We start from the raw sequence: 13,064 nt of genomic DNA on the forward strand, positions 1-13,064 counted from the left end.
CCGCTCGCCCTTGCCGTGCCTGCCGTACACCGTGCCTGTCGTCCAGCCCCAGGAGCGCCGCCCGCATGCAGCCTGACCACAGCGCCAACGGCAACGTCCAGTTCCGCAAGTCCCTGCGCTTGTGGCAGGTGGTCATCATCGGCCTTGCCTACCTGACCCCGATGACCGTGTTCGACACCTTCGGCATCGTCTCCGGCATCACCGCCGGTCACGTGCCCAGCGCCTACATCCTGGCGCTGCTGGGCATCCTCTTCACGGCGGTGAGCTATGGCACCCTGGTGCGCCGTTTCCCACAGTCCGGCTCGGCCTACACCTACACCCAGCGCGCCATGAACCCGCACATGGGCTTTCTGGTGGGCTGGGCCTCGTTGCTGGACTACCTGCTGCTGCCGATGATCAACGCCCTGCTGGCCAAGCTGTACCTCTCGGCCATGTTCCCGGAAGTACCGCAATGGGTCTGGGTAGCGGGCTTCGTCACCCTGATCAGCCTGATCAATATGCGCAGCATCAACCTGGTGGCCAGTTTCAATGGCCTGTTCGTCGCCGTACAGGTGGTGATCATGGCGGTGTTCGCCTACCTGTGCATTCGCGGCCTGAACCAAGGTGAAGGCCTGGGCACCAGCTGGACACTGGTGCCGTTCGCCAACGACCAGACTCAGCTCAACACCCTGATCGCCGGCGCCACCGTGCTGTGCTTCTCGTTCCTGGGCTTCGACGCGGTCACCACGCTTTCGGAAGAAACCCGCCAGCCGGAAAAGGTCATCCCCCGCGCGATCTTCCTGGTCGCCCTGATCGGCGGCGCGATGTTCATCTTCATCTCGTTCTACATCCAGGCCTATTTCCCGACCATGGCACGCTTCCACGACCAGGAAGCCGCCCTGCCGGAAATCGCCCTGTATGTCGGCGGCAAGCTGTTCCAGTCGATCTTCCTGGTGTGCACCGTGATCAACACCATCGCCTCGGGCCTGGCGTCGCAGACCAGCGTCTCGCGCCTGCTGTACGTGATGGGCCGCGACAACGTGATCCCCCAAGGCCTGTTTGCCCGCCTGCACCCCCGCTACAAGACGCCGGTGCTGAACATCGCCGTGGTCGGCCTGATCGCGCTGTCGGCGATCTTCTTCGACCTGGTGACAGCCACTTCGATCATCAACTTCGGCGCACTGGTGGCCTTCAGCTTCGTCAACCTCTCGGTGATCAGCCATTGCTACTTGCGAGAAGGCCTGAACCAAGGCCTGGCGAACAAGCTCAAGTATCTGGTACTGCCCACCATCGGCTTTTGCATCATCGCCAGGCTCTGGCTGAACCTGGACGTACACTCGTTGCTGTTCGGCGGCGTCTGGGCGCTGGCCGGCGTGCTATACCTTGCCTGGTTGACCAAGGCATTCCGGGTATCGCCACCGAGCTACATGGCCGAATGAGACTGCCTGCCGACAACGCCCGCGCCTGACGCGGGCGTTGTCCTTGACGAGAAGGAAAGCTCCCATGCCCCTGCGCCGCCTCTCCATCCAGTGGAAAATCACCCTGCTCGCCGGCCTGTGCCTGCTAGCGATCGTCGCGTTGCTGGTCGCCACGTCCCTGACCCAGGCTCGACGCAGCGCGACCGAGGTCTTCCAGGCCAATACCGAGCTGCTGGACCACAGCGCCCGCCTGCGCCTGCAGGCCCATGCCGAAACCCAAGCCCTGCGCATCCAGCGCTATTTCATGGACGCCTACCAGTACGGCAATGGTTTCGCCCGCCTGGTGCAGGTGCTCAGGGCCCGCGGCGGCGACGACCTACGCGCCGAACTGAGCGCCCAGGCCCGCGCAACCCTGGCCGGCAACCGCGACCTGATCGGCCTGTACCTGGTGTTCCAACCCAACGCACTGGACCAGCAGGACGCCCGCTTCATCGGCCAGGATGCCCAGGGCAGCAACGACAGCGGGCGCTATTCGCTGTACTGGTCGCAGCCCAGCCCCGGAACGCTGGAGTCGGAGTCCATGCCCGAATCGATGCTGGCCGACACCAGCACCGCGGCCAATGGCTCGCCCTACAACCGCTGGCTGACCTGCCCACTGGAAACCGCCAAGCCCTGCGTGCTCGACCCGTATTTCGATGAGGTCAACGGCCGCCAGGTGCTGATGACCAGCATCGCCCTGCCGCTGCTGGACAACGGCCAGGTGGTCGGGGTGGTCGGCCTGGACATTGGCCTGGACAACCTGCAGCAACTGAGCCTGGCGGGCCGCCAGGAGCTGTTCGACGGCCAAGGCCAGGTCAGCATCATCAGCCCCGCAGGCCTTCTGGCTGGCCACAGCCAGGACAATGCACAACTGAGCAAGACGGTGACCCAGGCCTACGGCGAACAGGCGCGTGAACTTGCGACCGCGATGGCCGCCGGCCAGCCGGTGGAACAGCTCGAGAACGGCCTGATGCGCGTCTCCCGCCCGTTCCCCCCGATTCCCGAGGCAACGCCCTGGCAGGTCCTGCTGGAACTGCCGGAGGCCGTGCTGCAGGCACCTGCGGTGGCCCTTAACCAACGCCTGGACGCACGCAACCAGGCCGCCAACCTCACCAGTCTGTTGATCGGCCTTGCGGCAGCCGTGCTCGGCCTGCTGCTGGTGTGGCTGACCGCCCGCGGCGTGACCCGGCCGATCCTCGCCGTGGCCGAACGCCTGCGCGACATCGCCAGCGGTGAAGGCGACCTGACCCGACGCCTGGACTACACCCGCGAGGACGAACTGGGCCAGTTGAGCGGCTGGTTCAACCGCTTCCTCGACAAGCTCCAGCCGGTGATCGCCCAGGTCAAGGGCTCGCTCCAGCAGGCCCGAGGCACGGCCGACCAGTCTGCGGCCATCGCCAGCCAGACCAGCGGCGGCATGCAGCAACAGCAGCGGGAAATCGAACAGGTGGCCACTGCCGCCAACGAGATGAGCGCCACCGCCCAGGACGTTGCCCGCAATGCCTCCCAAGCGGCCCAGGCCGCACGCGGCGCCGACCAGGCCACCCATGAAGGCCTGGAGCTGGTGGCCGTGACCCGCCAAGCCATCGATCGGCTGGTGGCAGACATGGACAGCGCCATGGACCAGGCACGCGCCCTGGCAGGGCGCAGCGAGCAGATCGGCACGGTGCTCGAGGTGATTCGCGCCATCGCCGAACAGACCAACCTGCTGGCGCTGAACGCGGCCATCGAAGCCGCCCGCGCGGGCGAGGCCGGTCGCGGCTTTGCCGTGGTCGCCGACGAGGTGCGCGGCCTGGCCCAGCGCACGCAGGTTTCGGTGGAGGAAATCCGCCAGGTGATCGAAGGCCTGCAGCAGGGCACCCATGATGTGGTCGGCGCCATGCACGAAGGCCAGCGCCAGGCCCGTGACAGCGCCACGCGCATGGAACAGGCCCTGCCTGCCCTGCAGCGAATCGGCGAAGCGGTGGCGGTGATCAGTGACATGAACCTGCAGATCGCCTCGGCGGCCGAGGAGCAGAGCGCGGTGGCCGAGGAAGTCAATCGCAACGTCGCCGGCATCCGCGATGTGACCGAGTCGCTGTCGGGCCAGGCCGACGAGTCGGCGCGGATCAGCCAGGCGCTGAACCGGCTTGCCAACCAGCAGCAGGCCTTGATGGAACAGTTCAAGGTATAGCCACTGCTTTCCCTGTAGGAGCGGGCTTGCCCCGCGATTGGGCCGAGCCTGCATTCGCGATCAATCGCGGGACAAGCCCGCTCCTACAGGGGAACGGTGAAATCAGACAGGGAGCCCATGATGGGAAAACCGTTTTTCGACCTGGCGAGCGAACAGGGCGTGCTGCGCACGTCCATCGCCGTCACTTTGTTCATCGCCGTGATCGGCATCGCCTTCGGCCTGGCGTCAGGCTCGTTCTCGATCGTCTTCGATGGTGTCTATTCGCTGGTGGACGCCAGCATGAGCGGGTTGTCACTGGTGGTGGTCAAGCTGATCACCTCCCATGCCCGTGCCGAACGTATGTCACGCAAGCTACGCGAGCGCTTCACCATGGGCTTCTGGCACTTGGAGCCGATGGTCCTGGCGCTCAATGGCATTCTGCTGACCGGCGTAGCGGCCTACGCCCTGATCAACGCCATCAGCAGCCTGCTCGAAGGCGGCCGAGACCTGGAATTCGGTGTCGCCCTGATCTATGCCGCAGTCACCGTCGTCGCCTGCCTGGCCATCGCCATCGCCGAGGCCCGCGCCAACCGCACACTGGGCTCGGACTTCGTGCGCATGGATGTCAAGGGCTGGGTGATGTCGGCCAGCATCACCGCCGCCCTGCTGGTCGCCTTCTGCTTCGGCTACCTGGTGCAGGGCACCGAGTGGGCCTGGCTTTCGCCCTACATCGACCCGGCCGTGCTGGCCCTGGTGTGCCTGGTGATCATCCCGCTGCCGATGTCGGTGGTGCGCCAGGCGCTGGCGGAAATGTTCCTGGTGACCCCGAGCGACCTCAAGCAACACGTCGATGACGTGGCCCAGGCCTTCGTCGGGCGGCACGGCCTGCAGTCGTACCGCGCCTATGTAGCCAAGGTCGGTCGCTCGCGGGAGATCGAGTTGTACTTCATCGTGCCGACCACCATGGCCGCCCGCACCATCGCCGAGTGGGACGCCCTGCGCGACGAGATCGGCGAAGCCATCGGCGGCGAAGGGCCGGACCGTTGGCTCACGGTGGTATTCACCGGCGATCCGGAATGGGCCGAATAAGCGCCAGGCCACTGCTTTTTCCATGAACGGTTGACGTTATTTTCACAGCCGCTCCATTAGCGTCGCAGCCTTTCCGGCAGCCGGCACACCCGGCTGTCATCAAGGTTCGACGAGGCGCACGTGGCAAGCACTACCCCAACAATGCGAAAAGGCATCGACTGGGCCGGCCTGGGCTGGCTCCTGCTGTTCTTCTGGTATTTCTCCGGTGTCACCCAGGCGCTGCTGATGTTCAGCGGCACCACCGGGTTTTCCGGCTTCCGAGACTCGCTTTTCCTCAGCACCCTGTGGTTCGCCCCGGTATTGCTGCTGCCGCGCCACACCCGCACCTTGAGCGCGGTGATCGGCGTGGTGCTCTGGGCCGCCTCGCTGGTGGGCCTGAGCTACTTCGGCATCTACCGCCAGGAGTTCTCGCAGAGCGTGATCTTCGTGATGTTCGAGTCGAACACCGCCGAAGCCGGGGAATATTTCAGCCAGTACTTCAGTGTCGGGCTGTGCCTGGCGCTGCTGCTGTATACCGTTGTGGCGGTGCTGCTGTGGAAGCGCGTGCGCCCGGTCACCCTGCCCCTGCGCAGCCGGGCGCCGCTGGTGATCGTGCTGCTGGCGGCGAACCTGATCTACCCCTTCTATAAACAGATGGTGACCCAGGAACGCAACTTCGCCGACGCCCTGGAAAAGGTCCAGCTACGCATGGAGCCTGCGGTGCCCTGGCAGTTGCTGGTCGGCTACCAGCAATACCGCCAGCAGCTGGACAACATGCAGAAGCTGCTCGAGCAGAACGCCTCGTTGCCACCCCTGCAGGGCCTGAAGGACAGCAGCGGCGACGCGCCGCGCACCTTGGTGCTGGTGCTGGGCGAATCGACCACCCGTGAACACATGCACTTGTACGGCTACGGCCGGCCGACCACACCCAACCTCGACGCCCTGGCCAGCGAGGACAAGCAACTGACGGTGTTCCGCAACGTGGTATCGCCACGGCCCTATACCATCGAAGTGATGCAGCAGATCCTGACCTTCGGCGACCAGAAGAACCCGGATCGCTTCCTGACCGACCCTTCGCTGATCAACCTGATGAAACAGGCGGGCTACAAAACCTTCTGGATCACCAACCAGCAGACGATGACCAAGCGCAACACCATGCTGACCACCTTCTCCCAGCAGACGGATGTGCCGGTCTACCTGAACAACCAGCGTAACCAGAACGCCAGCCAGTATGACGAAGTGGTGCTCGCACCGTTCGAAAAGGCACTGCAGGACCCGGCGCAGAAGAAGTTCATCATCGTCCACCTGTTGGGCACCCACATGGACTACCGCTACCGCTATCCGGATACCTACGAGCGCTTCAAGGACAGCCAGGGCGTGCCTGCTGGCTTGTCTCCCAGCCAGGTGGAAACCTACAACTTCTACGACAACGCAGTGCTGTACAACGACCACGTGGTATCCAGCCTGATCCAGCGCTACTCGGCGTCGACGCCCAATGGGTTCCTGCTGTACCTCTCCGACCATGGTGAAGACGTCTACAGCTCCGGCGACCACGATCGCCTGGGCCGCAACGAGAACGCGCCGACCCGGCCGATGTACACCATCCCGTTCCTGCTGTGGACCTCGCCAAGCTGGCAAGCCGAGCACCCTCGCGACCTGCAGTCGATGACCGACCGGCCCTACAGCAGCTCGCATCTGATCCATACCCTGTCCGACCTCGCCGGCCTCAGCTATGACCGTTTCGAGCCGGCCAAGAGCCTGGTGAGCCCGCAGTTCCTGGTGGCGCCGCGCTGGATCGGCGACCCGTACCGCAAGGACGGCCTGCGCGAGTTCGACCAGCTGCCGCAGGACACGGCTGTGCACGAGCAGAAAGCTGCCATCACCAGCCGCGCCCAGCCCCACGAAGGCTGATCTCCCCGGGGCCGCGTCGCGGCCCTATCGCTTTAAACCCCACACCTACAGCTCTAATAAACTGAATTTTTTTCCTGTCATTTTGATAGATCCAATCGTCAAAACGCTCAAATCGACACAAGCACGTTACATTCTGACGCAACGCATCCAAGCGCAGAAGCTCTAGACCGGCATTTCGCCATATGACCAGTCAGTCATCATAAAAACACACCAATACCCAACTTCATTCCAAAACAGAATGATTTAGTGCCTAAAGGTCGTTTGTTGGGCAGCACTTCGCACGCCGATACTGACCCCGGTCAATGAATTCGCCCGCCATTCATGGCGAGCGAACTCTTGAACTTGGGCCGTACAGCCTGGCCCGCGCGAAGCACGACGCGCCAGCCAGGGCAGAACAAGAACAAAAAACTCAAACTGAACGAGGTCAAATAGATTGCCCATGACCCAATCCAATGAACACGCACGTTCGACCGCCGCGAACACGCCCGCGGGCCATCTGAAACGCACCCTCAACAGCCGCCACCTGAACATGATCGCCATCGGCGGTTCGATCGGCACCGGCCTGTTCGTCTCTTCCGGCGCCACCATCGCCCAGTCGGGGCCCGGCGGCGCCCTGCTCGCCTTCGCGATCGTCGGCCTGATGGTGTACTTCCTGATGACCAGCCTGGGGGAACTGGCCGCCTGCATGCCGGTCAGCGGCTCGTTCTCCACCTACGCCTCACGGTACGTGGACGAAAGCTTCGGCTTCGCCCTGGGCTGGAACTACTGGTATTCCTGGGCGGTGACCATCGCCGTGGACCTGGTCGCCGTACAGATCATCATGACCTACTGGTTCCCGGACACACCCGGGGTGATCTGGAGCGCCGTGTTCCTGGGGCTGCTGTTCGCCCTGAACGTCGCTTCGGTACGCTTCTTCGGCGAGACGGAGTTCTGGTTCGCACTGATCAAGGTCATCACCATCATCGCCTTCATCGTCATGGGCGTGCTGATGCTGATGGGCATCGTCGAAGGTGGCCAAGATGGCGGCGCACGCCTGTGGCAGATCGGCGACGCACCGATCGCCGGTGGCCTGCCTGCGCTGATCGGCGTGGCCATGATCGTCGGCTTCTCGTTCCAGGGCACCGAGTTCGTCGGCATCGCCGCTGGAGAGACGGAAAACCCCGGACGCAACATTCCCAAGGCGGTGCGCCAGATCTTCTGGCGCATCCTGCTGTTCTACGTCTGCACCATCATCGTGATCGGCCTGCTGATTCCCTATACCGACCCGCGCCTGCTCAAGGACGGGCTTTCGGACATCACCATCAGCCCCTTCACCCTGATCTTCGAAAAAGCCGACATGCTGGCCGCTGCGGCCATCATGAATGCCGTGATCCTCACCTCGGTGCTCTCGGCCGGCAACTCCGGCATGTACGCCTCTTCGCGCATGCTCTACAGCCTGGCCGTGGAGCGCAAGGCGCCCGCGCTGTTCGCCAAGCTCACCCGCTCGGGCACACCCGTGTGGGCCTTGCTGGCCACCTCGGTGGTGGCCGGCCTGTGCCTGCTGAGCTTCCTGTTCAGCCCCGGCAAGCTCTACCTGTGGCTGCTCAATACCTCCGGCATGCTGGGCTTCATCGCCTGGCTGGGCATCGCCATCAGCCATTACCGCTTCCGTCGCGGCTACAAACTGCAGGGCCATAGCCTGGACAAGCTGCCCTACGTCTCGAAGTTCTTCCCGTTCGGGCCGTTCTTCGCCTTCGCCCTGTGCATGGTGGTGATGCTGGGCCAGAACTACCAGGCTTTCATCGGCGACCGCATCGACTGGATGGGCGCCACCGCGACCTATATCGGCCTGGTGCTGTTCGCGGTGATGTGGCTTGGCCACAAGTTGATCACCCGTTCGCGCATCGTCCGCTACCGGGATATGGACTTCAGCGTGATCGAGGTTCGCCGGCGGCAGGCGCGCCACAGCGCCGAAAGCGATGCCAGCGACCTGGCGATCGCCAGCCCCCAGACTTCCGCCTGATACCCTCTGGCACGGCGTCGGCAGCCTTCTGCCCGGCGCCATTACCGCATGGACCTTGCGATGAGCACCGATTTCCTTCAATCCTTCTACGAAGCCTCCGTCGATCGGGTGTCCTACCCGGCCCACGCCGGCCGCACCGACACCCGCGTCTGCATCCTGGGGGGCGGCCTGGCAGGTCTGTCGACCGCCCTGGGCCTGGCCGAACGTGGCGTCACCGACGTGGTGGTGCTGGAGTCGCACCGGGTGGGGCATGGCGCATCCGGGCGCAACGGCGGTTTCGTCTTCGGCGGCTACAGCCTGGGCAACGGCGCCCTGCTCGATACCCTGGGCGCACAAGAGGCGCGGCGCCTGTACCACCTGACGCTCGACGCGGTGGAGCTGATCCGCAGCCGTGCCCGCCACTACAGCATCGACTGCGACCTGGTGGACAAAGGGGTGATCCTGGCCAACTGGTTCAATGACCCGTCGCGCCTGGAAAAGCCCCGGCAACTGATGAAAGAAGCCTACGGCGTCGAGTGGGAATACATCGCACCCGGCGAACTGAAAGAAATGCTCAAGACCGACCGCTATTACGGTGGGCTGCTCGAGCGCAATGCCTTCCACTTCCATCCGCTCAAATACGTCTGCGGCGTGGCGCGCGCGGTTACCGACCTCGGCACGCGCCTGTTCGAACAGTCTCCCGTGCTGGCCATCGAACGACGCGCCGGCAAATATGTCGTGCGAACCGAAGGCGGCGAGGTACATGCCGAAGAAGTGGTGTTTTCCGGCGGCGGCTACGCCCGTGGCGTCTATCGCCCAGTGGAGCGCGCAGTATTGCCCATCGCCACCTACGTGGTCGCCACCCAGCCATTGGGCGAGAGGCTGAAGGACGCGATCGCCTGCGAGTCGGCGATCTACGACACCCGCTTCGCCTTCGACTACTACCGACCGCTCAAGGACAGTCGCATCCTGTGGGGCGGGCGTATTTCCATCCTCGATCGCGGCCCCGAAGCCATCGCCAAGCTGCTCAAGGCCGACCTGGTCACGGTCTACCCTCAGCTCGAGGACGTGGACATCGACTATTCATGGGGTGGCCTGATGAGCTACGGACGCCATCAGATGGCGCAGATCGGCCAGGACGACAACGGCATCTGGCATGCGGTAGGTTTCGGTGGCCACGGCATGGCGCCCACCACGGTGGCAGGCGAGGTGCTTGCCGATGCCATCGCCCACAGGTTGCCCGTACCGGCAGGGTTCGGGCAGTTTGGCTTGACCCGTACCTTTGGTGTTGCCGGTTTGCTGGCGGCGCAGGCGACCTATACCGCGTACCAAACGATCGATGCCTTCGATGCACATCGGCTGAACAGGGTTGGAGAAGGTTGAGCCTGCGCATCCAGAAGGGTCATGCCCCCGCGATCAAGGGCCAGGCCCTCACCTACAGTCGCAACAGCAGGAGCTGCCGGATCTATCTGAATGACGCGCAAATGAAAAAGCCCGCCTTGAAAGGCGGGCTCTTCATGTATGGTGGGTCGTGTAGGATTCGAACCTACGACCAATTGGTTAAAAGCCAACTGCTCTACCAACTGAGCTAACGACCCGTTGGATGGCGCGTATAATACTGATTTCTAACGGGAAATCAACACCCCATCGCAACTTTTTTTAAAAATATCGAGTCGGGTCCGCAACACCCGCCGCTTTGAAGCCCTCGGCACGCAGGCGGCAGCTGTCGCACTTGCCGCAGGCACGGCCGTCGTCGTCCGCCTGGTAGCACGACACCGTGAGGCTGTAGTCCACGCCCCGGGCAATGCCGGCCTGGACGATCTGCGCCTTGCTCAGGTTCTGCAGGGGGGCCTGGATACGGAAGCCCTGCCCTTCCACGCCCGCCTTGGTGGCCAGGTTGGCCATGCGCTCGAACGCCTCGACGAACTCGGGACGGCAATCCGGGTAACCCGAGTAGTCCACGGCGTTCACGCCGATGAAGATGTCGCGGGCCTGAAGCACTTCCGCCCAGCCCAGGGCCAGGGACAGGAAGACCGTGTTTCGGGCGGGCACGTAGGTGACCGGAATGCCCTCGCCAGGTGCCTCAGGTACATCGATGCTGGTATCGGTCAGGGCCGAGCCACCGATGCCGTCCAGGTTCAGGCCGATCACCTTGTGCTCGACCACGCCCAGGTCTCGGGCAACTCGCGCTGCAGCATTCAGCTCGGCGCGGTGGCGCTGGCCGTAATCGAAGCTCATGGTATAGCAGCTGTAGCCCTCGGCCTTGGCCATAGCAACCACGGTGGCCGAGTCCAGGCCACCGGACAGCAGGATTACCGCACGTTTCTCAGTCATGTTCATACTCCTTTTATCAGCGGCCAGGCTCGTCGTTCCACAGCAGTTTGTGCAACTGCAGCTGGAAGCGCACGGGCAGGTTGTCGGCGACGATCCAGTCGGCCAGGTCGGTGGCATTGACCTGGTGGTGGCTGGGCGAAAACAGCACTTCGCCTGCGCGCTCGGCCAGGTTGTACTGGATCAGTTTCGAAACCGCCCAGTCGTAGTCCTCACGGGAACAGATCACGAACTTGACCTGGTCGTTACGGGTCAGCAGCTCGATGTTCTCGTAGCGGTTACGGTGCGACTCCTCCGAGCCCGGGGTCTTGAGGTCGACCACGCGGCTGACGCGGGTATCGACGCGGGCGATATCCAGGGCACCGCTGGTTTCCAGGGACACCTCGTAGCCGGCGTCACACAGGCGCTGCAACAGCGCCAGCACGTTGGGCTGGGCCAAGGGTTCGCCCCCGGTCACGCAGACATAGCGCGGCCGGAAGCCCGCCACCTGCTCGAGGATATCGTCAAGGGTACGAAGGGTGCCGCCGCTGAAGGCGTAGGCACTGTCACAGTATTGGCAGCGCAAAGGGCAGCCGGTGAGACGCACGAATACGGTGGGCAGCCCCGCCGTTCGTGTTTCACCCTGCAACGAGTAAAAGACTTCGGTGATGCGTAATGTGTCTTGCATGGTCGCCACGGGCGTGACAGCTAAACAGGCTGTCCGCCTCCGTCAGGCACTGGTACGGACTCGACATAGCGTTATCCGCAACAGCGTGTTTACGAAAAAAGGGCCAAGATTCTAACGAAAAAACCCGCGACAAGCGCGGGTTTCTTTCGTCAGGCGATATTCAGAGCTTTTGCAGGTCGCGCTGGGCCAGTTGCGCGGCGGAGGTGCCGGGGTACTGGGTGATGACCTGCTGCAGGATACCCTTGACCTTGTCGGTGTGGCCCATGCGACGCTCGACATCCGCCAGCTTGTACAGCGAGTCAGGCACCTTGCTGTGCTTGGGGTACAACTGGCCGACCTTGGCGAAGGCCTGGCTGGCACCTTGCAGGTCGCCCTTGGCCAGGTTCACCTCGCCAAGCCAGTACTGGGCATTGCCGGCGTACTGGCTGTTAGGGTACTTGCGCAGGAAGGCGGCGAAGGCCTGGCTGGCCTTGTCGAAGTCCTTCTGCTTGATCAGGTCGAAAGCGGCGTCGTAATAGAGCTTCTCTTTCGCCGGATCACCGGGTTCGCTGCTGGCGGCCGGCTGTTGGGCAGCGGCGCCAGCGGCAGCACCGGCGGCGGCACCACCGGTGGAAGAATTCTCGGGAGCCTGGGCAGGCGCGGCACCACTGTTGATGCGGCTGTCCAGATCCTTGTAACGCTCCAGGCTTTCCTGCTTCATGCGGGCCACATCGTTCTGCAGCTCTTCGATGATGCCCTGCTGGCGGGAAATCTGGTCCTGCATCTGCTGCAGCTGCATGAACAGCTGGCCCTGTGCAGAGGCAGGGGTCGAAGCCCCTGCCCCGGCATAGGCGCCGCTCGTGCCATAACCCGCAGGCGGATAGCCGCTCGCGTTGTCATCTACTACGGGAACCTCAGCCCAGGCCGCAAGCGGCAGGCTGAGTGCGAGGACGGTTACAGCACGACGGCACATACGCATAGGAACTTACTTACGCAGTTCTACGCGACGGTTCTGAGCCCAGGACTGCTCGTCGCCACCAGTGGCAACCGGACGCTCTTCGCCGTAGGAAACCAGTTCCAGCTGAGCAGGGGAAACGCCCTGCAGAACCAGGTAGCGCTGAACGGCCTTGGCACGACGCTCGCCCAGAGCCATGTTGTACTCGCGAGTACCGCGCTCGTCGGTGTGGCCTTCCAGGACAACACGGTTGCCGTTGGCTTTCAGGTCCTTGGCGTGAACGTCCAGGGCGCGCATGGCTTCTGGCTTCAGGTCCGAGCTGTCGTATTCGAAGTAGAAGGTGGTGATTGCGCGCAGGGCGGCTTCTTCGCTCAGGCTGCCGTCGACAGCGCCGGTGTTGGCACCGTAGCCAGCGTTCGGGTCAACAGCGGCGCCTTCGCCAGCGTTGTCACCGCCCTTGGAGGAGCAACCTACAGCTACGGCCATGGCCAGAGCCAGCGCAGCGAATTTACCAAACTTCAGCATTTCCATCGTGAAACTCCTAATGAAACCCCAGTGTGTTAAGCAAATAGTGTTACGCCGCA

General features: G+C 63.5%; 9 protein-coding genes, 1 tRNA gene and 2 pseudogenes. 7 read left to right on the top strand and 5 right to left on the bottom strand.

All coding sequences use genetic code 11. The features are described 5' to 3' along the window. Positions 1 to 65 precede the first annotated feature (65 nt). From ACNFCI_RS19355 to ACNFCI_RS19385, 7 genes and pseudogenes are all read left to right on the top strand, one after another. Entirely contained in the window at positions 66 to 1,418 is a 1,353-nt protein-coding gene (locus ACNFCI_RS19355; protein WP_084854497.1) for an APC family permease, read from the top strand. Positions 1,419 to 1,701: 283 nt separating this feature from the next. Next, positions 1,702 to 2,751: pseudogene (locus ACNFCI_RS19360) on the top strand (HAMP domain-containing protein); the annotation flags it as partial. 345 nt (positions 2,752 to 3,096) lie between these two features. Continuing rightward, positions 3,097 to 3,609 (top strand): annotated as a pseudogene (locus tag ACNFCI_RS19365) (methyl-accepting chemotaxis protein); the annotation flags it as partial. A 120-nt stretch (positions 3,610 to 3,729) separates the two neighbouring features. Next, positions 3,730 to 4,677, top strand: a complete 948-nt coding sequence (locus tag ACNFCI_RS19370) for a cation diffusion facilitator family transporter (protein ID WP_084854495.1) — start codon at positions 3,730 to 3,732, stop codon at positions 4,675 to 4,677. A gap of 120 nt (positions 4,678 to 4,797) precedes the next feature. Then, complete coding sequence (locus ACNFCI_RS19375; protein WP_324815644.1) at positions 4,798 to 6,567, top strand: phosphoethanolamine transferase CptA; 1,770 nt, start codon at positions 4,798 to 4,800, stop codon at positions 6,565 to 6,567. 439 nt (positions 6,568 to 7,006) lie between these two features. Further along, positions 7,007 to 8,569 (top strand): amino acid permease, encoded by a 1,563-nt coding sequence (locus ACNFCI_RS19380; RefSeq protein ID WP_368829733.1) that lies wholly within the window; start codon positions 7,007 to 7,009, stop codon positions 8,567 to 8,569. Between the two features lie 60 nt (positions 8,570 to 8,629). Further along, positions 8,630 to 9,931 (top strand): NAD(P)/FAD-dependent oxidoreductase, encoded by a 1,302-nt coding sequence (locus ACNFCI_RS19385; protein WP_368829734.1) that lies wholly within the window; start codon positions 8,630 to 8,632, stop codon positions 9,929 to 9,931. A gap of 139 nt (positions 9,932 to 10,070) precedes the next feature. Here the strand turns inward: ACNFCI_RS19385 and ACNFCI_RS19390 are convergent. The 5 genes from ACNFCI_RS19390 to pal all read right to left on the bottom strand — a co-directional run bounded on the left by ACNFCI_RS19390 (position 10,071) and on the right by pal (position 13,011). After that, positions 10,071 to 10,146, bottom strand: a tRNA-Lys gene (locus ACNFCI_RS19390). Positions 10,147 to 10,207: 61 nt separating this feature from the next. Then, positions 10,208 to 10,882 carry a 7-cyano-7-deazaguanine synthase QueC gene (gene queC, locus ACNFCI_RS19395; RefSeq protein WP_084854491.1) on the bottom strand — a complete coding sequence of 225 codons (675 nt, stop codon included), beginning with the start codon at positions 10,880 to 10,882 and terminating at the stop codon, positions 10,208 to 10,210. A gap of 16 nt (positions 10,883 to 10,898) precedes the next feature. Beyond that, positions 10,899 to 11,546 carry a 7-carboxy-7-deazaguanine synthase QueE gene (queE, locus tag ACNFCI_RS19400; protein WP_416768133.1) on the bottom strand — a complete coding sequence of 216 codons (648 nt, stop codon included), beginning with the start codon at positions 11,544 to 11,546 and terminating at the stop codon, positions 10,899 to 10,901. 160 nt (positions 11,547 to 11,706) lie between these two features. Further along, entirely contained in the window at positions 11,707 to 12,504 is a 798-nt protein-coding gene (ybgF, locus tag ACNFCI_RS19405; protein ID WP_084854490.1) for a tol-pal system protein YbgF, read from the bottom strand. A 6-nt stretch (positions 12,505 to 12,510) separates the two neighbouring features. After that, positions 12,511 to 13,011, bottom strand: a complete 501-nt coding sequence (gene pal / locus ACNFCI_RS19410; RefSeq protein WP_084854489.1) for a peptidoglycan-associated lipoprotein Pal — start codon at positions 13,009 to 13,011, stop codon at positions 12,511 to 12,513. Positions 13,012 to 13,064 lie beyond the last annotated feature (53 nt).

This window comes from Pseudomonas sp. NY15356 (assembly GCF_048068175.1).
In the GTDB taxonomy this organism is placed as follows: domain Bacteria; phylum Pseudomonadota; class Gammaproteobacteria; order Pseudomonadales; family Pseudomonadaceae; genus Aquipseudomonas; species Aquipseudomonas putida_K.

Coding starts and splice junctions, on each gene's coding strand:
- queC (WP_084854491.1), bottom strand. CDS start 10,882: ATGACTGAGAAACGTGCGGTAATCCTGCTGTCCGGTGGCCTGGACTCG.
- queE (WP_416768133.1), bottom strand. CDS start 11,546: ATGCAAGACACATTACGCATCACCGAAGTCTTTTACTCGTTGCAGGGT.
- ACNFCI_RS19370 (WP_084854495.1), top strand. CDS start 3,730: ATGGGAAAACCGTTTTTCGACCTGGCGAGCGAACAGGGCGTGCTGCGC.
- pal (WP_084854489.1), bottom strand. CDS start 13,011: ATGGAAATGCTGAAGTTTGGTAAATTCGCTGCGCTGGCTCTGGCCATG.
- ACNFCI_RS19380 (WP_368829733.1), top strand. CDS start 7,007: ATGACCCAATCCAATGAACACGCACGTTCGACCGCCGCGAACACGCCC.
- ACNFCI_RS19385 (WP_368829734.1), top strand. CDS start 8,630: ATGAGCACCGATTTCCTTCAATCCTTCTACGAAGCCTCCGTCGATCGG.
- ACNFCI_RS19355 (WP_084854497.1), top strand. CDS start 66: ATGCAGCCTGACCACAGCGCCAACGGCAACGTCCAGTTCCGCAAGTCC.
- ybgF (WP_084854490.1), bottom strand. CDS start 12,504: ATGCGTATGTGCCGTCGTGCTGTAACCGTCCTCGCACTCAGCCTGCCG.